Below are 25,170 nucleotides of genomic sequence, written 5' to 3'. Positions count from 1 at the left end.
GCGGGAAGGTTGCTGCTCGCATCCGGACCGACTTCGCCGGGGCCGTTTCTGTCCCGGCCAGAGGTGTGATTACTGTGCTTGAACTGATCGTTATATCGACGCTGAACGGTCTGCTGTTCGGCATGCTGCTGTTCCTGCTGTCGAGCGGCCTGACCGTCATCTTCAGCATGATGGGCGTGCTCAACTTCGCCCATGCCAGCTTTTACATGCTCGGCGCCTTCTTCGGTTTCCAGCTCACCAAATGGATTGGCTTCTGGCCGGCCCTGCTGCTGGCTCCGCTGCTGGTCGGCGCGATCGGCATGGCGGTCGAGCGCTACGGCCTGCGCAATACGCACAAGCACGGCCATGTGGCGGAGTTGCTCCTGACCTTCGGTCTTGCGTTCGCGATCGAAGAAATCGTGGCGATGATGTGGGGCAGGAGCCCCGTCGATTACCGCGTGCCGGCGCTGCTCGACTTTCCGGCCTTCACGATCTTCTCGACGAATTATCCCGCCTACAAGATTTTCATGCTGGCTGTGTCGATCCTGATATTCATCGTGTTGCTGATGGTGCTCAAGCGCACCAGGGTGGGCCTGATCGTTCAGGCCGCGCTGACGCATCCCCATATGGTGGGGCATCTCGGTCACAATGTCGGACGCATATTCATGCTGGTGTTCGGCGTCGGCAGCGCGCTGGCGGGAATTGCCGGCGTGATCGCCGGTCCGGCGCTGGTGACGCAGTCCGACATGGCCGCGGCGCTGGGACCGATCCTGTTCGTCGTCATCGTGTTTGGCGGCCTCGGCTCCTTGCCGGGCGCCTTCATCGCCTCGCTGGTGATCGGCCTGATACAGACCTTCGCGGTGGCGCTGAACGGTTCGTTGGCGAGCGCCTTCGGTCCGCTCGATCCGTCGGCAGGGCCGTCCGTGCTCACCGACATCTGGAACGTCACCATTGCCCAGGTGGCGCCGATCGTACCCTACCTGCTGCTGGTGATCATTCTGATCGTACGCCCCATGGGCCTGATGGGGACGCGCGAGACATGAACGCCAAAACGACATCGACGCCGACATCGACAATCGCAGGGAAGCCGGCCGGCGACGGCCTGCGCTTCTACGGCATATGGCTTGCCGGCATCGCCGTGCTGATCGTGCTGCCGCTGATCTTCTCCTCCGGCGGCTCGCTGACGTCCTTCAGCCTGATCGGCATCGCGATCGTGTTCGCGCTGTCCTACAACATCCTGCTCGGCCAGACCGGCCTCTTGTCGTTCGGCCATGCGGTGCATTACGGCCTCGGCGGCTTCGCAGCGTGCCACATGATGAATGCAGTGGTCTCGCACGGCTGGCCAATCCCGCTGCCGTTCATACCGCTGTTCGGTGGACTCGGCGGCCTCGTTTTCGCGATCATCATCGGCTGGCTGATGACCAAGCGGGCTGGTACCGTGTTCTCGATGATCTCGCTCGGCATTGCCGAACTGGTGGCGTCGTCCTCGCTGATCCTGCGTTCGGTGTTCGGCGGCGAGTCCGGAATATCGACCGACCGCACGGCTTTGCCGAAGATCTTCGGCTTGAGTTTCGGCCCGCAGCTTCAGGTCTATTATCTCATCGCGTTCTGGCTGGTGATCTCGGCCGTCGCGATGTATGCGCTGACGCGGACCCCGCTGGGGCGAATCAGCAATGCGGTGCGGGACAACCCCGAGCGCGTCCAGTTCATCGGTTATGATCCGCACGTGGTGCGCTACATCGCCTTCTGTTTTGCCGGCTTCTTCGCTGGCGTGGCAGGGGGCCTGGCCGCGATCAACTTCGAGATCGCCAACGCCGCCTATCTCGGCGCGATCCAATCCGGCCTCGTGCTGTTCTCGACCTTCATTGGCGGCGTCGCGTACTTCTTCGGACCCATCCTGGGTGCAATCCTCGTGACCTATCTTCAGCTCGGGCTGACCAGCGTCACCGGCGTGTGGCAGCTCTATTTCGGCATTATCTTCATCGGCATCGTGATGCTGTCCCCCGGCGGCATCGCCGGGCTGGTCATGATGCACCGGCCGCTGGTTCGCGCCGGAACTCTGCCGACGGTGATCCCTTCCTATCTGATCGCGGCGGTGCCGACCTTGGCACTGGCTTGCGGTGTGATCCTGACGATCGAATCGATCGCGCGCACGCATAGCGGTCAGGGCAATCCGATCAACCTGTTCGGCGTTGCCTTCAGTCCGGCGTCGCCGCTGACGTGGGCGAGCGCGGCGGTCCTCCTCATCGGCGGCTTCTTCGTCGCGCGCCTGAGCTGGCGGCGCGTCGCCGAGGCATGGGACCGCGCGGCGACGGTCGCGCGCGATCGGGGGTACTTGGCATGACGGCAGCGATCGAAGTCCGCGCCGTTGAGAAGCGCTTTGGCAATGTCGGCATCATCCGCGATCTCAATCTCAGCGTCGCGCAAGGTGAGCGTCACGCCATCATCGGTCCGAACGGTGCCGGGAAATCGACGACGTTCAATCTCATCAGTGGCCACATCAAGCCGACCTCGGGCGAGGTGAGACTGAACGGCGATGTGATCTCCGGCCTCAGGCCGTTCGAGATCAACCGGCGCGGCCTGTCGCGGTCGTTCCAGGTCACCAACGTATTCGCGCGCATGTCGGTCTGGGAGAACGTCCGCTGTGCCGTGCTGTGGGCGACGGGGCACCGATACGCCTTCTGGAAGAACGTCGATAGCCTGCCGGAGGTGCGCGAGCGCACGGCGCAAATCCTCGACGACATCCATCTGACGCATCGGCGCGATGTTCCGGCCGGCTTGTTGACCTACGCGGAGCAGCGCGAACTCGAGATCGGCATCACCATCGCCAGCGGCGCGACCGTCGTGCTGCTGGACGAACCGACGGCGGGCATGAGCCACGCCGAGACCGACCGCGCGGTGTCGCTGATCCGGCGCCTGACCGAGGGCAAGACCCTGGTCATCGTCGAACACGACATGAGCGTTGTGTTCGGCCTGGCCGACCGCATTTCCGTGCTGGTCTACGGCCACATCATTGCTTCCGGCACGCCGGAGGAGATCAGGCGGGACCCGAAAGTTAAGGAAGCCTATCTCGGCGAGGAGGCGCACTGATGCTGGAGGTCAGGGACCTGCACGCCTATTACGGCAAGAGCCACATTCTCCAGGGCGTCGATCTCGACGTTGCGGCAGGCGAGGTCGTCAGCCTGCTCGGCCGCAACGGCGTCGGACGTTCGACCACTGTCAAGGCGATCATGGGCGAGGTTGCGCCGCAAGGCACGATCCGCTTCAAAGGCAAGGACATCGCGGGGCTGCCGAGCTACAGGATCGCGCGCCTCGGTCTCGGCTATGTGCCAGAGCATCGGGACATCTTTCCGGGGCTGACGGTCCGCCAGAATCTGCTCCTCGGCATCAAGGATACGCGGCGTCCCGGCAAATGGCAGCTTCAGGACATGCTCGACATGTTTCCGAATCTTGCCGCGCGGGCAGATACGCCTGCGGGGGTGCTGTCAGGCGGCGAGAAGCAGATGCTCACGACGTGCCGGACCCTGATGGGCGACCCCGATCTCATCATGATCGACGAGCCGACCGAAGGTCTTGCGCCCTTGATCGTGCAGCAGGTCGGCGATCTCATCGCCCGCATTGCGCAGGCCGGCGTCGCAATTTTGCTCGTCGAGCAGAAGCTGTCGATTGCGATGAAGATCTCCAACCGCGTCTACGTCATGGGGCACGGTCGTGTGGTCTTCGAAGGTACGCCCGAGCAACTGAAATCAAACAGCGACGTTCGGGCGCAATGGCTGGAAGTGTGAGGGAAGCCGGCGGGTTTGACCGCAATGGCGCGATGCCCTCGACAAGGACGTCCGCCCGTAACGGCTGATGTTCCTCAGCGTGGTCGGAAGGGGAGGCCCACAGCGGATCACTGCTCCCGCAGGCTCCGTCCGGTGTCCGCATGGCCCGAGCTTGCGGGGATTTAACTTGGTTCCGATCGAGTGCCCCTTTAACGTTCCGCGTGCGCCTATCACGTGTGGTCACGAATGCCTTTCGCGTTGCTCGTTCCACAAGGGACCTAGGCGCAGGTGCGACAATCTATAGGCTATGTTATTGTAAACAAAGCGAAATACGTGAGTTTCGATGCTCGTGATGCAGGCGCGTGGCTGAAACTGGGTACATGATCCGTGACGGCATTCGGTAAACTCGTCCGCACCACGGCGTTCCGGCTGACGCTGGTCTATCTGCTGCTGTTCGCGATGTTCGCGGCCTCGCTGCTGGCCTATTTCGCCTGGAATACGCGGCGGCTGATCACCGAGGAGATCACGCAGACCGTCAATGCCGAGACCTCGGAGATCAACGAGATCTACGACCGCCGCGGCCTAGTCGGTCTCGTGCGCACGATCGAGTATCGGGCGCTGCGGCCAGGCGCCAATCTCTATCTCGTGACCACGCCGACGGGCCAGGCGATCGCCGGCAATGTCGGCTCGCTGGCGCCGGGCGTTATGGCGACGCGCGGCTGGTCGGAGACAGCCTACCGGCGGATCGAGGACAGCGATGACCGCGATCATCGCGCGCTCGTTCGCGTCACCGAATTGGAGAACGGCTTCCGGCTTCTGATCGGCCGCGACTTGGCCGAGCGGCGGCGCCTGTTCGGCATCGTCGCCAAGGCGGCGCAGTTTTCGGTCTTGATCGTCGTCGTGCTCGGCCTCGGCGGCGGCATCTTCGTCGCGCGGCGGGTGCTGAGGCGCATCGACGCGATGACCGGCACGGCGCAGCGGATCATGACCGGCGATCTCAGCGAGCGCCTGCCCGTGGGGCGCAGCGGCGACGAGATCGATCGCCTCGCCGAGAACCTGAACGCCATGCTGGAGCGGATCGAGGCGCTGATGGCGGGGCTGAAGGAGGTTTCCGACAACATCGCCCACGACCTCAAGACGCCGCTGACGCGGCTGCGCAATCGCGCCGAGGAGGCGCTGGCGAAATCGGGCTGCGAGGCGGATTATCGCGCCGCGCTGGAGCGGACCATCGAGGAGTCCGACGGGCTGATCCGGACCTTCAATGCGCTTCTGATGATCGCGCGCGCGGAATCCGGACAGGCGCGCGGCAACATGGACGACTTCGATGCCGCGGAGGTCGCGGAGGGCATCCACGAGCTCTACGAGCCGCTCGCCGAGGACGACGGCATGACCCTGAAGGTCAAGTGCGAGCCGACGCCGGTTCATGCCAATCGCGAGCTGATCAGCCAGGCGCTTGCCAATCTTGTCGAGAACGCGATCAAATACGGCCAGCCCGCGGCACAGCCGGCGGGAACCGTGGTCAGCATGGACGCGAGGCAAATCACGATCGAGGCGAGGCGCGAGGGCGACCAGGTGCTGCTCAGCGTCACCGATCGCGGCCCCGGCATCCCCGAAGCCGACCGCAAGCACGTCATCGAGCGATTCGTGCGGCTGGAGGCCAGCCGCACGCTGCCGGGCTCGGGCCTCGGCCTCAGCCTCGCCTCGGCGGTGGCGACGTTGCACGGCGGCGAATTGCGCTTGGGCGATGCCCATCCCGGCCTCGTCGCCACGCTCGTGCTGCCGGCGCGCGCGGGCGCCGGCGACAGGGTTGCTCCGCCAACACCGGATGTGCCACAGAAGGTGGCATGAACCACTCCGCGCCGGGAAACGCGGACAAGCATGGTGAGAGGCTGGCCGCACGCTTCGCGGAGGCTCCCCATGTTGCCGCTTCCGCAACCGATGAACCCCGTTTCGAAAGCTGGCTGGCCGAGCTCGAGCCGGCACAATCGGCCCGTCTCGAAACGCATCTCGGCCATCCCTTCGCCCGCGAGATCCTGACCGGGATTGCGGAATTCTCGCCCTATCTGTTCGAACTGGTGCGCGCCGATACCTTGCGCCTGATCCGGCTGCTCGAATGCGATCCGGATGCGCATCTGACGGCGCTGATCGCGGAGGCGCGCAGCGCGGTGCTCGCGGCTTCGGAGGAGGCCGAGGTGATGCGGCTGCTCCGCCGCATGAAGGCTGAGGCTGCGCTCCTGATCGCGCTGTGCGATATCGGCGGTGTCTGGCCGGTGATGCGGGTGACGGCGGCGCTGACCGATGTCGCGGTGTCCTCGGTGCAGGCGGCACTGCAATATCTGCTGCGGCAGGAAGCCGCACGCGGCAAGCTCTCACCGCCCAATCCCGAGGCACCCGAAGAGGGCTGCGGGCTGATCGTGCTCGCGATGGGCAAGATGGGTGCGGGCGAGCTGAACTATTCCAGCGATATCGATCTCATCGTGTTCTTCGATCCCGATGCGACGACCCTCGCGCCCGATATCGAGCCGCAGCCGTTCTTCGTCCGCGTGACGCAAGGCATGGCGCGCATCCTGCAGCAGCGCACCTATGATGGTTACGTCTTCCGCGTCGATTTGCGGCTGCGGCCCGATCCGTCCTCGACGCAGGTGGCGATCTCGCGGGACGCCGCGCTGAACTATTACGAGCGGGAAGGGCGCACCTGGGAGCGCGCCGCGATGATCAAGGCGCGGACCTGTGCCGGCGATTCAAAAGCGGGCGAGGCATTGCTCGCCGAGATCGGGCCGTTCGTCTGGCGCAAGCATCTCGACTTTGCCGCACTTGCCGACGTACACGACATGAAGCGGCAGATGCAGACCTATCGCGGCCAGAGCGAGGTTGCGGTCGAGGGCCACAACGTCAAGGTCGGACGCGGCGGCATTCGCGAGATCGAATTCTTCGCGCAGACCCAGCAATTGATTGCCGGCGGCCGCCATCCGGAATTGCGGGTGCGGCCGACACTGCGGGCGCTTGACGTGCTCGCCGCCAGCAACTGGATCACTGTGGCGGCGCGTGACGAGCTGGCGACCGCCTACGAATTCCTGCGCCGTGTCGAGCATCGCCTGCAGATGATCGCCGACGAGCAAACCCACACGCTGCCGGAGGACAAGCAAGCGGTCGAGCGCTTTGCGTGGTTCTTCGGCTATCGGACTCGGGAGGCCTTTGCGCGCGACCTCTTGCGCCAGCTCCAGATCGTCCAGGGCCATTACGAAAAACTGTTCGAGGGCGATGACCCCACCGGCACGGCGAGGCTGCCGGCGCTCGACTACGGTGCGGGCCCCGATGATCCGCGCCTGCTGCAGCACCTCGCGACGCTCGGCTTCAAGAAGCCCGCCGCGGTCGCGCAGACGGTGCGCGACTGGATCACCGGCGACTATCGCGTCTTCCGCGTTGAGGCGACGCGAAGCGCCTTCGTCGAGTTCGTGCCGGCCTTGATCGACGGCCTTGCCCATGCCGAAGAGCCGGATCGCGCCGTCGTTTCGTTCGATCATTTCCTCGGCGCGCTGCAGCGCGGCGGCCGGCTGATCACGCTGCTCGGCCAGAACCGCGATCTCGTCGCGCTGGTGGCGCTGGTGCTGGGAGCCGCGCCGCGGCTCGGCGACATGCTGGCGCGGCAGCCTCAGCTGATGGACGGCCTGATCGATCCGCGCTTCTTCGGCGCCATGCCCGACAGGCAGGAATTGTCGGGGCGGCTCGCGACCACCGTGCAGGACGCCGGCTCATACGAGGAGTTCCTCGATCGCCTGCGCCTGTTCGGGCAGGAGAGCCTGTTCCTGATCGGCACGCGCATCCTCTCCGGCACCGTCTCGGCGCAGCAGGCGAGCACGGCCTTCGCCGACGTCGCGGAGGGAATCGTCCACACCGTGCACGGTCTCGTCGCCGATCGCTTCGCCGCCCAGCACGGCCGCATCAAGGGTCAGGAGACCGCGATCGTCGCGATGGGCCGGCTCGGCAGCCGCGAGATGACGGCCTCGTCCGATCTCGACCTGATCCTGCTCTATGATTTCGACGGCGACCATCCGGACTCCGACGGGGTGAAATCGCTTCACGGCGCACACTATTTCGCCCGTTTCACCCAGCGCCTGATCAGCGCCTTCACGACCCGCACCAATTACGGCGTGCTCTACGAGATCGACATGCGGCTGCGGCCCTCGGGACGCGCAGGTCCGGTGGCTTCGAGCCTCGTCTCGTTCGCGGACTACCAGGCCAACGAAGCCTGGACCTGGGAGCACATGGCATTGACGCGTGCGCGCGTGGTCTCGGCTTCGCCCGAATTCCGGGAACGGATCGAGCGCGTCATCCGCGATGTCCTCACCCGCCGCCGCGATCCCGCCATCACCGCCAACGACGTCGCCGACATGCGGCGCGCGATCGCGCAGGAGAAGGGCGAGGCGGATTGCTGGGATCTCAAGCATGCCGCCGGCGGCATGGTCGATATCGACTTCATCGCGCAGTATCTCCAGCTCGTGCACGCGCACGACAAGCCCGAGATTCTCGACGTCAGCACCATGCAGGTGCTGGAGAACGCCTGCAGGATCGGCGTGCTCGCACAATCGGAGACGGAGATCCTGCGGGCCGCGGCGCGGCTCTATCACGACCTCACCCAGATCCTGCGGCTCTGCGTCAGCGAGCGCTTCAAGCCTGATACCGCCGGCACCGACCTGCAACGCGTCATGGCGCGCGCCGGCGACGCGCCGGATTTCTCCTCGCTGGAGGCGCGGGTGAAGGAGACCCAGAGCGAGGTGCGGCGCGTGTTCAGGGCGCTGCTGGAAGGGTCATAGCCTGCTTCAGCGCGGTGACCGAGCTCATCGCTCAGAAGCTGCGATTGCGGATTCTGATCGATTTGCAACCGCAATCGATCGATACGGATTGGTCATGAAAGTTCGGTCGGCTGCGGGTTTTTGCGTGTTGGTGCAGGCCCGGCGTGCTAGCTTGCGTGCCACGATGGAATCCGAGGGGACGGCCGGTTGATCGACAAGCTTGAACTATTGCTGGCGCTGGCGAAGGAGCGTCATTTCGGACGCGCGGCCGAGGCCTGCGGCGTGACGCAACCGACGATGTCGACCGGGCTCAAGCAGCTCGAGGAGATTCTCGGCGTGATGCTGGTCCAGCGCGGCTCGCGCTTTCAGGGATTTACCCCCGAAGGCGAGCGGGCGCTGGACTGGGCGCGGCGGATCGTCGGCGATGCCCGCGCAATGCGCGACGAGATCAACGGGCTGAAGCATCAGCTCTCCGGCGAGATCCGGATCGCGGCGGTCCCGACCGTGCTCGGCATGGTCGCCGCGCTGACGACGCCGTTCCGTGCCAAGCATCCGGACGTGCGCTTCCGCATCCAGTCCACCACCTCGTCCGAGGTGCTGGGGCTCTTGGAAAATCTCGAGGTCGATGCGGGGCTGACCTATATCGAGAACGAGCCGATCGGCAAGGTGCGCACCATCCCGCTCTACAACGAGAGCTATCGCCTGCTCACCGCGCCGGACGCGATGTTCGGCGATCGCGAGACGGTGACCTGGACCGAGGTCGGGCAAGTGCCGCTGTGCCTCTTGACGCCCGACATGCAGAACCGCCGCATCATCGACCGCGCGCTGCGATCGGTCGGCGCGGAGGCGACGCCGACGCTGACGTCGAATTCGCTGCTGGTGCTGTTCACACACGTCAAGACCGGGCGCTGGGCGAGTGTGATGCCGGCCAAGCTCGCCGAGACACTCGGCCTGTCCGACACCGTGCGGTCGATCCCGATCGTCGACCCCGAAGTCACTTACAGCATCGGCCTGGTGATCCCGCAGCGCGATCCCATGACGCCACTGATTGCAGCTCTGGTCAACGTCGCGCGCGAAGTCGCGCCGACGCTGCAATCGTAAGCGGAAGGTCTTTTGGCTGAGCCGAGTGAACCGAGAGCTCTTCTTCCCCTCTCCCCTTGTGGGAGAGGGTGGCTCGCCGCGTAGCGGCGAGACGGGTGAGGGGTATCTCTCCTCCCGAAAGTATTGCGCGTGGATAGACACCCCTCATCCGGCGCTTCGCGCCACCTTCTCCCACAAGGGGAGAAGGGCATCCCAGATCGAAACTGACTCGATCGTTGCTCGCGGTTTTAAGCCGCAGCCGATATCCCCGATCCCGCCTTCACCGCATCCCGCGGCAGGGTCACGCGCACGACGGTGCCGACGTCGATCTTCGAGCGCAGGCGCATCGAGCCGCCGTGGAGCTGCGCCAGCGAGCGGGCGATGGCGAGGCCGAGGCCCGAGCCGTGATAGGTCTTGGTGAGCTGGCTCTCGACCTGCTCGAACGGGCGCCCGAGCCGCGCCAGCGAATGCGGCGCGATGCCGATGCCGGTGTCGGCGATCATCAGCACGATCCTGTCGTCGAGCTGCCGGCTGCGCACCACGACGCGTCCGCCGTCCGGCGTGAACTTCACGGCATTGGAGAGCAGGTTGACGATGATCTGCTTGGTGGCGCGGCGGTCGGCGACGACCGAGATGGATTTTGCGATGTCGGCATCCAGCGTCAGGTGCTTGTCCTGCGCGCGGCCGGTGACGACGCGCAAGGATTCGGCGAGCGTCTGCGCGAGGTCGAGCTCCTCCATGTCGAGCTTCATGCGGCCGGCCTCGATCTTGGACATGTCGAGGATGTCGTTGATGACCTCGAGCAGATAATGGCCGCTGGTCAGGATGTCCTGGCAATATTCCTGGTACTTCTCGCTGCCGAGCTCGCCGAACATGCCCGAGCCCATGATCTCGGAGAAGCCGATGATGGCATTGAGCGGCGTGCGCAGCTCGTGGCTCATATTGGCGAGGAATTTCGACTTGGTCTGGTTGGCTTCCTCGGCGCGGGTCTTCTCGCGCTGGTACTTCTCGGCGAGGTCGGCGAGCTCGACCGCCTGGCGCTCCAGCGCGGCCTGCGAGCGCTTGAGATCGATGACGGTGGCGCGCAGGCGCAGATCATTGTCGACCAGCTTCTGCTCGTGCTCTTTGATACGGGTGATGTCGGTGCCGACCGAGACGTAGCCGCCGTCCTTGGTGCGGCGCTCGCTGATGTGCAGCCAGCTGCCGTCGTCGAGCTGCGCCTCGAAGGTGCGCGCCCCCGGGCCTTGGGCCGCGGTCTCGTTGTGGCGGGTGCGCACCTCCGGCATGCGGCCGACCTCGAGCACGGTCTCGTAGGAGGTGCCGGGGATGACGGCGCTGTCGGGCAGCTTGTGCAGGCGCTGGAAGTGCGAGTTGCAGAGCACCAGGCGGTCGCTCGCATCCCACAGCACGAAGGCCTCCGGAATGGTCTCGATCGCGTCGCGCAGGCGGAGGTCGGCTTCCACGGTCTTTTCGGCGAGGCTCTTCTGCTCGGTGATGTCGACGGCGATCCCGATCAGGTGGACGCTGGAATCGGTCGCCCCGCGCGTCTTCTCGCAGCGGACGCGGAGCCAGATCCAGTGGCCGTCGACATGCTGCATGCGGAAGGTCTGGTCGATATGGTCGATCTTCTCGGAGATGAGCTGGTCGGCGATCGCGAACAGGTCGATGTCGTCGGACTTCACCAGCGCATTGACCTCTCCGAAGGTGAGGAGTTCGTGACGGCCGTCGAGACCGAGGATCGAGAACATCGACTGCGACCAGAAGATCCGGCCGCGCGACAGGTCCCAGTCCCACAGCCCGCAGCGGCCGCGGTTGAGCGCCGTGTCGATGCGGCCGCGCACCGCGTCGTTGATGAGGTCGCCTTCGCGGGCGCGGGTCGACTGCCAGTGGAAGGCGAAGCCCAGGATCAGGACGACGAAGCCCGTGGTCGCCGACAGCGTCACTGAAAGCGCGGCGTCCGAGCCCCAGATCGGCTCGTTGCGCTCCTGGATCACGGTGACGAAGCCGGGCAGTGACTTGATCTGCCGCGAGGTCGCCATCGCCGCGTTGCCGCTCGGCAGCGTCAGGTCGGAGACGTTGGCGTCGCGTGGCGGCGCCGCGACCAGCTGCGCGGTCGTGATCGCATCGAGCAGGCGGTCGTTGCCGATCGGGTCGCTGTCGGCCGGGATGCGCGCGAGGATGCGGCGGTCGATGCCGGCGGAGGTGACGATGACGTGCCGGCCCGAGGCCGTGGCCCAGGACGGAATGAGATCAGGCAGCAGCGTCGGCAGGCCCTCGATGGTCTTGAGCCGCTCCTGGCGAACCGAAGTGAGGCGGTCGATGCGCTCGGCGAGCAGGTCGGCGAGCGCCGAAATGTCGTGTCGGATCACCAGCCGCTTCTGGCGCGTTTGATCGACCACCTGCACGAAGGCACCGAGGCAGATCGTGATCAGGAAGGCGATGATGAGCGTCGGCACGGCGCGACGCAGCGCCGGCTCCGCGATCAACAGCCGATGATAGGCAGGTTTCGCGATCGATTGCGCCAATCCCTTGATCGAATCGGATTGGACGCACGCGTTCGCGGCGTCTGCACGCGACATGCCTTCGGCCCCCTGAAAAACGAGTTCCGGAAGCAGCCCCACGTCACTTCCGAATCACACCGATTTGAATCCAGTTTTCGCGGGCTGTCGAGAGTCAACGAATCGTTAACGCGAAATTATTCTTATCCAACACGCAGTTTGTGCGTCGCGCGTCCGCAAAGGCACGGGTGCAACGAGTCCGAAACGAGAACGTGTGACTCGTCGCGCATTCTTCATCACGCCCGCGGCGGCTCGGCGTGGCTGATGACGCGCTTCACGCTCGGGAACGCGCGCCGCAACGCACGCTCGATCGCGTCGACATGCTCGTGCACCTTGATCACGCTCATCGACGGTGTTGCGCGGCAGTGGAAGTTGACGATCTCGCCGGCATCCGTGTTGCGGACGCGCACATTGTGGATGTCGTGGATCTCGCCGCCGGCGGCATATTCCGTCAGCGCGGCGGCGATGGTCCGCACCCGGTCCGGCGTGGCATCGACCCCGAACGGAAGTTCCGGTTCCAGCGGCTCGATGTGAACGTCGACCTCGACGTCCTCGCCAAACTCCTCCTGGATGTTGCGCTCCAGCGTGTTGGCGATGTCGTGCGCGGCCTCGAGCTGCATGTTGGCATCGACCTCGAGGTCGATGCTGACGATCAGCTTGACGCCGAGATCGTGCACCGTGACGTGGTGGACGGCGAGGGCGGAATTGCGCGCGATCACCATGATGCGGTCGCGCACGGTCTCGTTGTCGCGCGCGACGGGCACTGCGGCGAAGGTAAGGTCGGCATCGCCGAAAGCCTTGGCGACGGCGGCCTGCGCGTTGCGCTTGATGTCCTCGACCCGGTCGATCGGATAGGTCCGCGGCACCTTCGCAATAGTGTCGATGAACGTGGTCGCTCCGACCATGCGCACGCGCAAGCGTTCGACGTCGATCACGCCGGGCACACTGCGGATCGCCGCTTTGGCCTTCTCCTGCGCGCCTTCGGGAGCGCGATCGACCAGCGTCTGCACGGTCGAGCCGGCCATGCGCAGGCCGAGCGCTGCGATCATCACGGCAACCGCTGCGGCCGCCGCGGTGTCACCCCACCAGAAGCCGAGCCCGGCCAGGATCAGGCCCACGATCACGGCGCAGGAGCCCATCACGTCCGAGGCGAAATGCAACGCGTCGGCCGCCAAGGCCTGGCTTCTGGTCTCCCGCGCGGCACGGTGCAGGGCGCGGGCGCGCCAGAGATTGACGGCGATATCGATCACCAGCACCACGAACGGCACGGCCGAGATGGTCGGCGGCGGGGTTCCTTCGCGCAGCCGGCTATAGGCCTCGACCAGGATGCCCCCGGCCAGCACGTAGAGCAGGGCGGTGACGCCGAGCGCGGAGATGCTTTCCAGCTTGCCGTGGCCGTAATGGTGCTCCTCGTCGGCGGGCTTGTCGGACACCCGCACCACCGCCCAGGTGATGATGGTCGCAACCAGGTCGATTAGGGAATGCAGGGCTTCCGAGATCAGCGCCAGTGAGCCGATCGCGATCCCGACCGCGAACTTGGCCGCCGCCATGCCGCCGCTGGCGAAGATCGAGATGGCCGCGACCGAGGTTTTGTCATGCTGGGAGGTCATGGGCGGGGATTTAGCAGCCCCGTGTGGGACATCAAGCGATGATCCACAGGATGTAGTCGCTAGTGAGTTGCAGGAGCGGTCTACGCCTTGCTCCGGCCCCGTAGGGTGGGCAAAGGCGCGTTAGCGCCGTGCCCACCATTCGTCCGCGATGGATGCAGATCGTGGGCACGCTTCGCTTTGCCCACCCTACCGGGCCGCTGCCGGCGCCCTACGGCACCGTCACCACGATCTTCCCCAGATGCTTGTTCGCTTCCATGTGCTCGAACGCCTTGTCGATGTCGTCGAACGCGAACACCTTGTCGATCGGCAGTTGCAGCTTGCGCGATTCCACCGCGCCCCAGATGTCCCTGCGGACCTCGGCAAAGATCTCGCGGACCTCCTCGATGGTACGGGTACGGAAGGTGACGCCGACATAGTCGATGCGGCGGGCCGCGTGCAGGTCGAAATTGAAGTCGGCGTGGGTGCCGCCGAGGCGGCCGACATTGACGATGCGGCCCTTGATCTTCGTCGCGGCGAGGTTCTGGTTGGCGACCTTGCCCGAGACCTGGTCGACGACGAGGTCGACGCCTTCGCCGTTCGTCGCCTTCAGCGCCTCGTCGACCCATTTCGGATCGGAGCTGTCGACGGCGAGGCCGGCGCCATACTCCTTCAGCCGGCCGCGGCGATACGCGTCGGTGGACGAGCCGATCACCAGCTTCGCGCCCTTGAGCCGGGCGATCTGCATTGCCATCAGCCCGACGCCGGAGCTCGCACCCTGGACCAGCACGCTCTGGCCAGCCTGCACCCCGCCGATCGTGACGACGGCGTTGTGCATGGTCGCGAGCGCGACGGGGAGGGTGGCGGCCTCCTCGAAATTCATGTTCGAGGGCGCGTGAAACAGCCGGCCGTGATCGGCCAGCGTATATTCGGCGAACGCCGCGCCGCCCGATCCCATGATGCGGTCGCCGATCTTCACGCCCTTCGCATCGGGCCCGAGCTCGGCGACCTCACCGGCCCATTCCATGCCCAGCACGGTGCCGACGCCGCCGGCCGCGCCATGGGCGTGGCCCTTGCGCATGCCGGTGTCGGCGCGGTTGAGGCCGCAGGCGCGAACGCGGACGAGCACCTGCGTGCCTTTGGGCTTTGGTTGAGCGACGTCGGAAATCCTCGCGCCTTCAGGGCCGTAGACGTAGGCTTTCATGCAATACTCTCACGTCTTGCAGTGATTATTCCGCCGCTTCGCGTTGTGACTGAACGATCATCCCCTCGAGCCGGCTGCGAATGATCGCCTCCGCCTCGCGCACGATGCGGGAGACGAGCTCGGCACAGCTCGGGATGTCCTGGATCAGGCCCTGCACCTGGCCGGCCGACCAGATGCCTTCGTCGGAATTGCCGGTGGCATAGACCATCTTGCCGCGGGCACCGGCGACGAGCTCGCGGATGTCCTCGAACTTGGCGCCTTCCTTCTCCATCGCGACGACCTTGGTCGAGACCGCGTTCTTGGCCACGCGCGAGGTGTTGCGCATGGTGCGGAAGATCAGCTCGGTCTCGCGCTCGTCATTGGCGACGATCTTCTCCTTGATGAGCTGATGGATCGGGCTCTCCTTGGTGGCCATGAAACGGGTGCCCATGTTGATGCCCTCGGCTCCCAGCGCCAGCGCCGCGACCAGGCCGCGGCCATCGGCAAAGCCGCCCGAGGCGATCATCGGAATCTTGATCTTGTCGGCGGCGGCCGGGATCAGGATCAGGCCGGGCGTGTCGTCCTCGCCGGGATGGCCGGCGCATTCGAAGCCGTCGATCGAGATGGCGTCGACGCCCATCCGCTCGGCCGAGAGCGCGTGACGGACGCTGGTGCATTTGTGCACGACCTTGACGCCGTGTTTCCTGAATTCGTCGACATGCTCCTGCGGCTTGTTGCCGGCGGTCTCGACCACCTTGATGCCGCTCTCGATGATCGCGGCGCGGTATTCGGCATAGGGCGGCGGCTTGATCGCCGGCAGGATGGTGAGGTTGACGCCGAACGGCTTGTCCGTGAGGTCGCGGCAGCGCGCGATCTCCTTGGTCAGGTCCTCCGGCGTCGGCTGGGTCAGCGCGGTGATGAAGCCGAGCGCGCCGGCATTGGCGACGGCTGCGACCAGCTCGGCGCGTCCGACCCATTGCATGCCGCCCTGAACGATCGGGTGCTGGACGCCGACGAGCTTGGTGAACCGTGTCTGCAACATGATCTGTTTCCCCCCGCGCCCCGCGTGGCGCTTTGTTCTCGGTTGATGGCGGCAGGATGCCGCTGGGGGTGGGAAAAGTCTATTGCGCCGCCCGGCGGGGCGACCATGCGGAAGGCGAGGAGATTCCGCGGGGCGGATAATTGGGGTGCGCTGCTGCCTGATGAGGGCAAGCTCTTTCCTCAAACTCCGCCGTCATACCCCGCGAAGGCGGGGTATCCAGTACGCCGCGACCTCTCGGCTCTACCCTCGCAGTCTCTGGAATACTGGATTGCCCGCCTCTGCGGGCAATGACACCGAGTATGGGGCGAAGAGCTACTTCGCCGACAGCCGCACCATCTGGCGCCCGCCGTTGATTTCCTTGAGGCTGTTGACGAAGTTTTCCGGGCGCTGCCAGCGATGGGGGACCTTCAATCCCATGAACTCCGCGATGTCGCCGATGAAGCCGGTACAGTTTATGGTCTCGGCATTCCAGACTGGCGAGCTGGCCTGCAACTCCTTGATGTAGGCGAACACGCGCTTGGCGTCGGCTTCGTTGAGATAGACCCGATAGCTCGCGGTCAGATATTCCGGATCGAGATCGCCGTAGCTGGCGCCGGTCTCGGATGGCACAAAGGTAATGTGACCGAGCACGTAAGCGAGCGTATCGCCGGCCGGTGTCAGGCCCGCAACCTCGACGGCCTTCTCGCTGGTCTTGCCGTACCAGACGAAGGCATGGCCCCAGCTCGCGGCCGTGCGGGCGCGGAAGTCGACGTAATAGGGGCCTTTCTCTGCACGCGCGACGGAGCGCCGCGTCGATTGCGGCTGTGGCCGCGAGGCAGTGTCGGTCGTAGCAAGCGCGTTCGCATCGGCAACGCGCCTGTCGGTCTGCTTGTCGGTCTCATGGGCCGAGGCCGAGGGCGTCGTGCATGAGAGCATAGCTGCAAGAGCGAAGCCCGCGAGGATGCAGGATCCCGATCGACCAGCTTTGTTCGTCACGCTATTCCCCCTCGACCATCGAGCGCAAATGTCTGACGCGTATTTCGCTGCGCGTCAGTAGCGCGCGGCGACCGGGCCCGGCGCCTTGCCGATCGGGGCCTTTCCAATCGGGCTCTTGCCGATCGGCATCTTGCCGATTGGCGCCTGCTCGCCCGGATAAGCTGGCACCGGCTGCCGGCGCGGCAGATCCGCAGCGTTTGCAGCCGTCGCAAAAGCAAGCGTGGCACCCAGAGCAAATACAATCTTCTTCACAGTGATACCCCTAGAAGGTTTGGTCCAAACACGGTCATGCCGTGCCCCCAGACACGCCTCCCAAAAGGGCGGCCGAATGCGTCCAAGTTGCGGCGCGCACGGGACATGTTGGCGGCATTGCTCGGGCGCGCGAAGATGTGATGTGTCTGGATGTTTCGGAGCGCGACCGACCCTTGGTGCCGACAGGGGCCCGCTGGGCTTGCCGGGAGCGCGCAGCACCGGGATTCCGTCAACGCCAGGCGCTGCGGGAAGATGCGAGGTGGCGCCCACGTCCCTGTGCCGGCCCGCTTGCACCCAGGCCAGCCGCCAGCGCTAGGACGAAGCAACGTGCCCTGGGGCTATCGCTTCCCGAGCAAGTTCGACCGAATCCTATCGGCGAACCAGACCACGAAGATCGCGGCGAACGAGAGAGCGAAGTACAGCACGGTCCACAGCAGTGCGTTGCCGGCATTCGACATGTGCGTCCTCCCTTGCATCAGAAATCAATCTTTTGCCGGGGAGGGTAGCCTTGGCCGCGACGGCGGGTTTGCGCCAGATCAATTTTGCTGCTCTGCGGCGGCGAAAAAGTCTACAGCCGAAACTCGTTGGTGAGCTCGCCGATGCCGTCGATCGCGACGGTCACCGTGTTGACGGGCTCCTTCATCACGCCGACGCCGACCGAGGTGCCGACCGCGATGAGGTCGCCGGGCGAGAGGGTCATGTCGTGGGAGATCCTGCTCACCAGCTCCTGCGCGCTGAAGATCATGTCCGAGATCGGGTAGTTCTGCCGCTCCGCGCCGTTGAGGATGGTGCGAACCGTGAGTTTTGCTGGATCGAGACCGGTCGCGATCACAGGGCCGAACGGACCGTAATCGTCGATGCCCTTGGCGCGGGCCCATTGGGCGAAGGTGGGGTCGCGCGTCAGGATGTCGTTGGCGGTAATGTCGTTGACGCAGGTGTAGCCGAAGATGTAGCCGTCGGCCTCATCTGGCGAGACACGGGCGCAGGTCCTGCTGATGACAATGCCGAGCTCGCCCTCATAGGTGGTCTTGCCGTCGTAATAAGAGGGGCGGCGGATCACGGCGCCGGGTGCGGCGATGCTGGTGGTGGCCTTGAGCAGGTACAGCGGCTCCGGCGGTTCAGGCTGGTTCAGCTTGGCCGCGAGCGCGTGGAAATTATTCCAGAGCGCGACGATCTTGCTGGGCACGCAGGGCGCAAGCAGCTCGACCTCCGAGAGCGCCAAAATCTTGCCCGTTGCGGCGTTGCGACCGAACATGTCGCCCTCGTGCACGGTGATGCCGGAGGACGTCAGCGTGCCGAAGCCCGTCGTCCCGGCATGGCGGAAGCGCAGCCATTTGGTCACGCTCGTCATCACGCCACCGCCAGTGCGCGCGGATCAGCCGGTGTCGAGACGCCGTCATAGAGGCCGGCGATGCGGGCGCGCTGCGTCACCATGGCCAGCACCGAATCGAGCGCGGGCGTGGCGATGCCGGTGAGCCGGCCCATCTCCTGCACCACGGTGACGAGCGGATCGATCTCCATCGGGCGGCCGCGCTCGAGATCCTGCAGCATCGAGGTCTTGTGCGCGCCAACCTTGCGCGCCCCCTCGATGCGGCGCTCGACGTCGACGCGGAACTTGACGCCGAAGGTCTCGGCGATGGCTTGCGTCTCCACCATGATCGCGCGCGACAGCGCGCGCGTGGCGGGATCGGTGCAGATCACGTCGAGCGTGGCGTGGGTCAGCGCGCTGATCGGGTTGAAGCAGACATTGCCCCAAAGCTTCAACCAGATCTCGTCGCGGATGCGGTCGAGCACGGGAGCCTTCAGGCCGGCGGCGGCGAAGAGATCGGCGAGGCGCTGCACGTCGGAGGTGATCTCGCCCGAGGGCTCGCCGAGCGGAAAGTTGTTGCCGTAGACGTGGCGGATCACGCCGGGCGCCTCGATCTCGGTGGCGGGATAGACGATGCAGCCGATGGCGCGCTCGGCCCCCAGCTCACCCCACTGCCGGCCGCCGGGATCGATGCTCTCCAGCGTCGAGTTCTCGTATTGGCCGCCGTGCTTGTAGAAGTACCAATAGGGAATGCCGTTGACGGCGGTGACGATGCGGGTGTGAGGCCCGAGCAGCGGCTGCATCTTTTCGATTACGCCGGTGATCGAATGGGCCTTCAGCGTGATGATGATGAAGTCCTGCACGCCGAGCTCGGTGGGGTCATCGGTGCAGCGCGGATGAACGGTGTGCTTTTCCTCGCCCGCGAGCAGCGTCAGGCCGCGCTCGCGCATGGCGGCAAGGTGCGCGCCGCGTGCGATCAGGCTGACGTCGGCGCCCGCGCGCGCGAGCTGAACCCCGAGATATCCGCCGATCGCGCCGGCGCCGTAGATGCAGATCTTCATGAAATCCTCGCGAGCAGAGACGGATTTTGGGACGAAAGATCCGGTCCGGCTCGGAAGGATCCGAGCCGGGGCCGGCAGTCGCAGGGGGAAGTTTTGCCGCTCTAAAGCGCGATGCGCTTTAGTCTATTGTTTGAGCATGATCTTGTCGGAAAACCGCTGCGCGCTTTTCCGGATCATGCTTTAAGCCGCCGCTTGCGGCGTGCCGTTGAGCGCCTCGTCCATCGCCGCGGCGATGTCGCGCATGCTGATGACGGAGACGAGGCTGTAATCGTCGATCACGGGCAGATGGCGGATATGATGACGGTTCATCAGATGCCGGACGTGCTCGATCGTGTCGGTGGAGGTGCAGGACACCAGCTGCTGCACCGAGACCAGCTGGGAGACTTTGACGTTGACGGCGCCCGCGCCGTGCTCGGCGACGGCGCGCACCACGTCGCGCTCGGTGAACATGCCGACCGCGGTGTTGCCCTCGGAGCGGACCACATCCTTGACCACCAGCGCGCTGATATTGTTGGCGCGCATCAGCTTGGCCGCGATCCCCACCGTTTCGTTCATACGCACCGTGACAACGCGCGGCGTCTTCTTGCGCAGAATGTCTCCGACCAGCATTGCAACCTCCCTGGGTGAGTGGTGAGGAAGTGTGGTATACATAATGCCAATCGTCAAGCGCTGGATTTGGCGGATCCGAAAAATCTTGCGACAGGCGTACTGACATTATCGCCGTGCCCCAAAAAGAAAGGGGCGCATCGCTGCGCCCCTTCGCAAGCCGGCAAGGTTCAGCAGCTCACGCCGTCTCGGTCTTGGCAGTGCCGGTCGCTTTGTCCGTGCGCTCGGCTTCCTGGCCGTGGATGAAGGCGCGGCGCAGCGGCTTGATCACGAGCAGCGCCATCAGCGCCGCCATGGCATTCAGTGCCACCGCCAGCACGAACACGGCCTTCCAGCCATAGGCGGTCGAGATCACGCTCGCGAGCGGGACGAGCAGGGAAGCCGTGCCCTTCGCAGTGTAGAGCATGCCGTTGTTGGTGGTTGCGAACTTCGCACCGAAGGTATCGCCGCAGGTTGCGGGGAACAGCGAATAGATCTCGCCGAACACGCCGAAATACACCGCGGTCGCCAGCACGAAGACGACAGGCACCCGGCCATAGGCCGAGAGCGTCAGCAGCATCAAGGCGGCGGTGCCGAAGGCGATGAACATGGTGGGCTCGCGGCCGATCGTGTCGGAGACCCAGCCGAAGAAGGGTCGCCCGAATCCGTCGAAGATGCGGTCGAGCGAGATCGCGAAGGTCAGCGCCGCCATCTGGAAGCCGGCGAGCGTCACCGGCGTGTTGGCAATCCCGAAGTCGCGTGCGATCGGGGCGATCTGCGCCGCAGTGATCAGCCCGCCGGAAGCGACCATGACGAAGACGAGATACATCGCCCAGAAAACAGGGCTGCGCAGCACTTGCGGCGGGGTGAAATCGATCCTGGTCTGCGGCAGGTTGATCTGCTTCTTCTTCGGCGGAATGGAGAGGCGCGGCGGCTGGATGAAGAAGGCGAGCACGAACACGACGAGGCCCTGGGCGATGCCGAAGGTGAGGAAGGCGTGCTGATAGCCGCTCGAGGCGATCATGCTCGCGATCGGCACGATGGTGATCGCGGCCCCTGCGCCGAAGCCGGCAGCGGTCGCGCCCGCCGCGAGGCCGCGGCGGTCGGGAAACCATTTCAGCGCGTTGCCGACGCAGGTGCCGTACACGGCACCCGCGCCCATGCCGCCGACGATCGCCGCCGCATAGAGCAGGGTGAGGCTGTCAGCGGAGGCGTTGAGGATCCAGGACAGTGCGATCATCACGCCGCCGAACATGATGACGATGCGCGGGCCGTATTTGTCGACGAACCAGGCCTCGACCGGCACCAGCCAGGTCTCGGTGACGACGAAGATGGTGAAGGCGAGCTGGATCGCGGTGCGCCCCCAGTGGTGGGCGGCATCGATCGGATCGACGAACAGCGTCCAGCCATATTGCAGATTGGCGATCATCGCCATGCAGACGATGCCCATGCCGAGCTGGAGCCAGCGGAAACCGGTGCGAAGCGGCGCGGCGGTGACGGCGCCGTCCGGGCTGGAAATCATCGAGAACCTCCCAGCGCCTGATTGTCCGTGACACAGGATCGCAAGACGACCTGGTGTCGCGAGTATTGTGGCTTATCGTCGCAGGCGCGACGCGGAGATTGGTATACGATATTCCACATTGCAAGCCCTAACTTGTCACTTCTTGGTGGCTCCGCTCGCGCCCCGGCGAGGCGATGCGACGATCGCCAAAGAAAAACGCCCGGCCGTGAGGCCGGGCGTCGTGCTTGCTGAATTGTATCGCCGGTCAGATCGTCGATTTCGCGACCACGACCTTGCGCCAGGGCTTGAGCACCGCGATCGCCAGCACCGAAGCCAGGATGTTGGCGCCGGCCGCGATGATGAACACGCTGTCCCAGGTCCCCGATGTCTGCTGCATGTAGTTGGCGATCGGCACCAGCAGCGCGGCGGTGCCCTTCGCGGTGTAGAGCAGGCCGGCATTGGTGGTCGCGAACTTGGTGCCGAACGTGTCGGTGCAGGTCGAGGGGAATAGCGAGTAGATCTCACCCCAGGCGAAGAACACGAAGCCCGAGAGCAGCACGAACCAGACCGGATCGTGGCCCCAGAGGTAGAGCATCCAGATGCCGAACCCTTCCATGCCGAAGGCGATGAACATCGTGTTCTCGCGGCCGATCATGTCGGAGATCCAGCCGAAGAACGGACGCGTCAGGCCGTTGAGCACGCGGTCGATCGTGGCCGCGAAGGTCACCGCCGTCATCGTCACCGCCATCAGCGTCACAGGGACGCTGTCGACCTTCCAGTCAACCGCGATCGGCTTCAGGTTCGCGGTGACCATCAGTCCACCCGCGCCGACGATCACGAACATGAAGTACATCAGCCAGAAGATCGGCTGGCGCAGCACTTCGGTCGGCTGATAGTTGCGCCGGGTCTGGATGATATTAGCATTCGCCACCACGTGCGGCACCTGGCCCGCTTTCGGCGCGAGCAGGAAGAAGGCGAGGAGGCAGATGATGATGCCTTGCCCGAGGCCGAAATAGAGGAAGGTGGTCTGGAATCCGCTGTCCTTGATCATGGCCTGGATCGGCGCCACGGTCAGCGCGGAGCCTGCCCCGAAGCCGGCCGCCGTGATGCCGGCCGCAAGACCGCGCTTGTCCGGAAACCATTTCAGCGCGTTGCCGACGCAGGTGCCGTACACGCCGCCGGCGCCGATGCCTGCGATGATCATGCCGAGATAGTAGCCGTTCAGCGAGGTCGCCTGCGCGTTGATCGCCCAGCCGATAGCGCAGAGCACGCCGCCGACCAGCACCACGATGCGCGGGCCGTATTTGTCGACGAACCATCCTTCAACCGGCACCAGCCAGGTCTCGAACAACACGAAGAGCGTGAAGGCCCATTGGATCGAGGCACGATCCCAGCCGAACGTCTTCTGGATGTCGGGGACGAAGAACGTCCAGCCATATTGGTAGTTGGCGATCATCACCATCGCCGCCACACCGATCGCCAATTGCGCCCAGCGATAGGCATCGCTTACGCGCGCGGCACTCGGGGCCGCTGCTGCCGACTGCACCATGTCCGTCATCAAAAACCCTCCCAAACGCGCCCATCATTTTTATGCATGCGCTGGCGCGCACTCTGGTATGCAATATGCCAAGATTCAAGCGAGGACGGGAGGGTGCGGCGAAATAGCGCGGGCTTGTTCACATGCGCTATGAGCGCGGAAATGTAAAGCCCGATCGCGTCGGCGTGATGGCGGCGATTGCAGTTGATTAAAGCTAAGAGGCTGTTTTTACAGCGCTTTATCTCGGATCGTCGACGTCGCGGGGCGTTGTTGAAAGCCTATGCACTTGGCGTTCTTGCAGGCCTGCATTGGTCGCGTGCGCCGAGGCGCCGTCGGCGGGGACGGCGCAATCTCTGGAATTCTATATTCCAGAAGTCTGGAGTGCGGCAATTTGGCGTCGGTACCGATGCGGATTGCGCAGATCCCGCCTCACGCCATCGACGTGCGCAGCCGGCTGTAGCCTTCCTGGATCGCGGACCAGAACAGGGCGACCAAGCCGAGCGCCATGATGGTGCTGACGAGGCCGTTGGAGAAGAACACCCCGAGCGATCCTTGCGAGCCCAGCAGCGATTGTCGGAAGGCTTCCTCGGCCTTGTCGCCGAGCACGATGGCGAGCACCAGCGGCGCGAGCGGGTAATTGCACTTCTTCAGGAGATAGCCGATCACGCCGAACACCAACATCAGCATCACGTCGAAGGTGCTGTTGTGCACCGAATAGGCGCCGATCGCGCAGAGCACCAGGATCAACGGCGCGATGATGCCGAAGGGTACGCGCAGGATCGCGGCGAAGATCGGCACGCAGGTGAGTACGACGATGAGCCCGACGAGATTGCCGAGATACATCGAGGCGATCAGGCCCCAGACGAATTCCTTCTGCTCGACGAACAGCATCGGGCCAGGCTGCAGGCCCCAGATCAAGAGGCCGCCGAGCAGCACGGCGGCGGTCGGCGAGCCCGGCACGCCGAGCGACAGCATCGGCAGCAGCGCCGCGGTGCCGGCGGCGTGTGCGGCCGTCTCCGGCGCGATCACGCCCTCGATCTCGCCCTTGCCGAAATTGTTGCCGCGTCGCGCCAGTCGCTTGGCGATGCCGTAGCTCATGAAGGAAGCAGGCGTCGCGCCGGCCGGGGTGACGCCCATCCAGCAGCCGATCAGGCAGGACCGCAGCGATGTCATCCAATAGGCGGGCAACTCGCGCCAGGTCTGGAGCACGACACGAAGGTTGATGCTGGCTTTGCCGCCGCGGAAGGCGAGCCCTTCCTCCATGGTCAGCAGGATCTCGCCGATGCCGAACAGGCCGATCACGGCGATCAGGAAGTCGAAGCCGTTGAGCAGTTCGGTGATGCCGAAGGTCAGCCGCAATTGTCCGGTGATCGAGTCCAGCCCGACCGCCGCGAGCGCAAAGCCGATCATCATTGCGGCGATGGTCTTGAACGGCGGCTCCTTGCTGAGGCCGACGAAGGAGCAGAAGGCGAGGAAATACACCGCGAACTTCTCCGCCGGCCCAAATCGAAGCGCAAAGCCCGCGACGAGCGGCGCAACCAGCGTGATCATGACGACGGCAAACAGCGCGCCGACGAAGGAGGAGGTAAAGGCCGCCGTCAGGGCCTCGCCGGGCTTGCCCTGCTGGGCCATCGGATAGCCGTCGAAGGTGGTCGCCACCGACCATGGCTCGCCAGGGATGTTGAACAGGATCGAGGTGATGGCTCCCCCGAACAATGCGCCCCAATAGATGCAGGACAGCATGATGATGGCCGATGTCGGCGGCATGCTGAAGGTCAGCGGAAGCAGGATCGCGACGCCGTTGGCGCCCCCGAGCCCCGGCAGCACGCCGATGAGGACGCCGAGCGTGATGCCGATCACCATCAGCATGATGTTGTAGGGCTGCAGGGCGACCGCGAAGCCGTGAAACAGATTGGCCAACTCTTCCATGTCAAAACGTCCTGCAGCAGCAATTGAATGGGTGGA

General features: G+C 65.0%; 19 protein-coding genes. 7 read left to right on the top strand and 12 right to left on the bottom strand.

Features of this window, described 5'->3' with window-relative positions; all coding sequences use genetic code 11:
- The first annotated feature begins 74 nt into the window (after nucleotides 1-74).
- From I6F21_RS11685 to I6F21_RS11655, 7 genes are all read left to right on the top strand, one after another.
- A complete protein-coding gene (locus tag I6F21_RS11685; protein WP_036005767.1) occupies nucleotides 75-1,022 on the top strand; it encodes a branched-chain amino acid ABC transporter permease in 948 nt (315 codons plus the stop codon).
- The gene (locus I6F21_RS11680; RefSeq protein WP_225111756.1) at nucleotides 1,019-2,323 is read left to right on the top strand and encodes a branched-chain amino acid ABC transporter permease; all 1,305 of its coding nucleotides are present in this window, start codon (nucleotides 1,019-1,021) and stop codon (nucleotides 2,321-2,323) included. The genes I6F21_RS11685 and I6F21_RS11680 overlap by 4 nt, the downstream gene beginning before the upstream one ends.
- On the top strand, nucleotides 2,320-3,069 hold the full coding sequence (locus tag I6F21_RS11675) for an ABC transporter ATP-binding protein (protein WP_036005761.1): 750 nt from the start codon (nucleotides 2,320-2,322) through the stop codon (nucleotides 3,067-3,069). The genes I6F21_RS11680 and I6F21_RS11675 overlap by 4 nt, the downstream gene beginning before the upstream one ends.
- Nucleotides 3,069-3,764, top strand: a complete 696-nt coding sequence (locus I6F21_RS11670; protein WP_036005758.1) for an ABC transporter ATP-binding protein — start codon at nucleotides 3,069-3,071, stop codon at nucleotides 3,762-3,764. The genes I6F21_RS11675 and I6F21_RS11670 overlap by 1 nt, the downstream gene beginning before the upstream one ends.
- A gap of 366 nt (nucleotides 3,765-4,130) precedes the next feature.
- Nucleotides 4,131-5,591: an ATP-binding protein gene (locus tag I6F21_RS11665; protein WP_036005755.1), complete on the top strand. Its 1,461-nt coding sequence runs from the start codon at nucleotides 4,131-4,133 to the stop codon at nucleotides 5,589-5,591.
- The gene (locus I6F21_RS11660) at nucleotides 5,588-8,557 is read left to right on the top strand and encodes a bifunctional [glutamine synthetase] adenylyltransferase/[glutamine synthetase]-adenylyl-L-tyrosine phosphorylase (RefSeq protein ID WP_225183148.1); all 2,970 of its coding nucleotides are present in this window, start codon (nucleotides 5,588-5,590) and stop codon (nucleotides 8,555-8,557) included. The genes I6F21_RS11665 and I6F21_RS11660 overlap by 4 nt, the downstream gene beginning before the upstream one ends.
- 186 nt (nucleotides 8,558-8,743) lie before the next feature.
- Complete coding sequence (locus I6F21_RS11655) at nucleotides 8,744-9,637, top strand: LysR family transcriptional regulator (RefSeq protein WP_225139468.1); 894 nt, start codon at nucleotides 8,744-8,746, stop codon at nucleotides 9,635-9,637.
- Nucleotides 9,638-9,864: 227 nt separating this feature from the next.
- Here I6F21_RS11655 and I6F21_RS11650 read toward each other — a convergent pair whose 3' ends face one another.
- From I6F21_RS11650 to I6F21_RS11595, 12 genes are all read right to left on the bottom strand, one after another.
- Nucleotides 9,865-12,195 (bottom strand): PAS domain-containing sensor histidine kinase, encoded by a 2,331-nt coding sequence (locus I6F21_RS11650; protein WP_225139467.1) that lies wholly within the window; start codon nucleotides 12,193-12,195, stop codon nucleotides 9,865-9,867.
- A 215-nt stretch (nucleotides 12,196-12,410) separates the two neighbouring features.
- On the bottom strand, nucleotides 12,411-13,784 hold the full coding sequence (locus I6F21_RS11645) for a cation-efflux pump (protein ID WP_225139466.1): 1,374 nt from the start codon (nucleotides 13,782-13,784) through the stop codon (nucleotides 12,411-12,413).
- A gap of 208 nt (nucleotides 13,785-13,992) precedes the next feature.
- Nucleotides 13,993-14,964: a zinc-binding dehydrogenase gene (locus tag I6F21_RS11640; protein WP_225139465.1), complete on the bottom strand. Its 972-nt coding sequence runs from the start codon at nucleotides 14,962-14,964 to the stop codon at nucleotides 13,993-13,995.
- A gap of 25 nt (nucleotides 14,965-14,989) precedes the next feature.
- The gene (locus tag I6F21_RS11635; RefSeq protein WP_036005739.1) at nucleotides 14,990-15,985 is read right to left on the bottom strand and encodes a nitronate monooxygenase family protein; all 996 of its coding nucleotides are present in this window, start codon (nucleotides 15,983-15,985) and stop codon (nucleotides 14,990-14,992) included.
- A 312-nt stretch (nucleotides 15,986-16,297) separates the two neighbouring features.
- Nucleotides 16,298-16,960: a hypothetical protein gene (locus tag I6F21_RS11630; protein ID WP_225139464.1), complete on the bottom strand. Its 663-nt coding sequence runs from the start codon at nucleotides 16,958-16,960 to the stop codon at nucleotides 16,298-16,300.
- A 54-nt stretch (nucleotides 16,961-17,014) separates the two neighbouring features.
- Nucleotides 17,015-17,218 (bottom strand): hypothetical protein, encoded by a 204-nt coding sequence (locus I6F21_RS11625; protein WP_109145865.1) that lies wholly within the window; start codon nucleotides 17,216-17,218, stop codon nucleotides 17,015-17,017.
- Between the two features lie 562 nt (nucleotides 17,219-17,780).
- Nucleotides 17,781-18,563: a fumarylacetoacetate hydrolase family protein gene (locus tag I6F21_RS11620; RefSeq protein ID WP_225139463.1), complete on the bottom strand. Its 783-nt coding sequence runs from the start codon at nucleotides 18,561-18,563 to the stop codon at nucleotides 17,781-17,783.
- Complete coding sequence (locus I6F21_RS11615) at nucleotides 18,563-19,582, bottom strand: 2-dehydropantoate 2-reductase (protein WP_225111762.1); 1,020 nt, start codon at nucleotides 19,580-19,582, stop codon at nucleotides 18,563-18,565. Before I6F21_RS11615 ends, I6F21_RS11620 begins: the two co-directional genes overlap by 1 nt.
- A gap of 180 nt (nucleotides 19,583-19,762) precedes the next feature.
- Nucleotides 19,763-20,191 carry a CBS domain-containing protein gene (locus I6F21_RS11610; RefSeq protein WP_036005729.1) on the bottom strand — a complete coding sequence of 143 codons (429 nt, stop codon included), beginning with the start codon at nucleotides 20,189-20,191 and terminating at the stop codon, nucleotides 19,763-19,765.
- A 175-nt stretch (nucleotides 20,192-20,366) separates the two neighbouring features.
- Nucleotides 20,367-21,689, bottom strand: coding sequence for an oxalate/formate MFS antiporter (gene oxlT / locus I6F21_RS11605; protein WP_225111763.1), 1,323 nt, complete (start codon nucleotides 21,687-21,689; stop codon nucleotides 20,367-20,369).
- A gap of 244 nt (nucleotides 21,690-21,933) precedes the next feature.
- On the bottom strand, nucleotides 21,934-23,226 hold the full coding sequence (gene oxlT / locus I6F21_RS11600) for an oxalate/formate MFS antiporter (protein WP_036005723.1): 1,293 nt from the start codon (nucleotides 23,224-23,226) through the stop codon (nucleotides 21,934-21,936).
- Nucleotides 23,227-23,634: 408 nt separating this feature from the next.
- On the bottom strand, nucleotides 23,635-25,134 hold the full coding sequence (locus I6F21_RS11595) for a tripartite tricarboxylate transporter permease (protein ID WP_036005721.1): 1,500 nt from the start codon (nucleotides 25,132-25,134) through the stop codon (nucleotides 23,635-23,637).
- Nucleotides 25,135-25,170 lie beyond the last annotated feature (36 nt).

Source organism: Bradyrhizobium sp. NBAIM03, from assembly GCF_020194055.1.
Classification (GTDB): Bacteria; Pseudomonadota; Alphaproteobacteria; order Rhizobiales; family Xanthobacteraceae; genus Bradyrhizobium; species Bradyrhizobium yuanmingense.
Note: the sequence above shows the minus strand (reverse complement) of the source record. Positions and strands in the feature narration are given on the sequence as shown.

Coding starts and splice junctions, on each gene's coding strand:
- I6F21_RS11650 (WP_225139467.1), bottom strand. CDS start 12,195: ATGTCGCGTGCAGACGCCGCGAACGCGTGCGTCCAATCCGATTCGATC.
- I6F21_RS11635 (WP_036005739.1), bottom strand. CDS start 15,985: ATGTTGCAGACACGGTTCACCAAGCTCGTCGGCGTCCAGCACCCGATC.
- I6F21_RS11645 (WP_225139466.1), bottom strand. CDS start 13,784: ATGACCTCCCAGCATGACAAAACCTCGGTCGCGGCCATCTCGATCTTC.
- I6F21_RS11680 (WP_225111756.1), top strand. CDS start 1,019: ATGAACGCCAAAACGACATCGACGCCGACATCGACAATCGCAGGGAAG.
- oxlT (WP_225111763.1), bottom strand. CDS start 21,689: ATGATTTCCAGCCCGGACGGCGCCGTCACCGCCGCGCCGCTTCGCACC.
- I6F21_RS11615 (WP_225111762.1), bottom strand. CDS start 19,582: ATGAAGATCTGCATCTACGGCGCCGGCGCGATCGGCGGATATCTCGGG.
- I6F21_RS11610 (WP_036005729.1), bottom strand. CDS start 20,191: ATGCTGGTCGGAGACATTCTGCGCAAGAAGACGCCGCGCGTTGTCACG.
- I6F21_RS11675 (WP_036005761.1), top strand. CDS start 2,320: ATGACGGCAGCGATCGAAGTCCGCGCCGTTGAGAAGCGCTTTGGCAAT.
- I6F21_RS11640 (WP_225139465.1), bottom strand. CDS start 14,964: ATGAAAGCCTACGTCTACGGCCCTGAAGGCGCGAGGATTTCCGACGTC.
- I6F21_RS11670 (WP_036005758.1), top strand. CDS start 3,069: ATGCTGGAGGTCAGGGACCTGCACGCCTATTACGGCAAGAGCCACATT.
- I6F21_RS11595 (WP_036005721.1), bottom strand. CDS start 25,134: ATGGAAGAGTTGGCCAATCTGTTTCACGGCTTCGCGGTCGCCCTGCAG.
- oxlT (WP_036005723.1), bottom strand. CDS start 23,226: ATGACGGACATGGTGCAGTCGGCAGCAGCGGCCCCGAGTGCCGCGCGC.
- I6F21_RS11660 (WP_225183148.1), top strand. CDS start 5,588: ATGAACCACTCCGCGCCGGGAAACGCGGACAAGCATGGTGAGAGGCTG.
- I6F21_RS11620 (WP_225139463.1), bottom strand. CDS start 18,563: ATGACGAGCGTGACCAAATGGCTGCGCTTCCGCCATGCCGGGACGACG.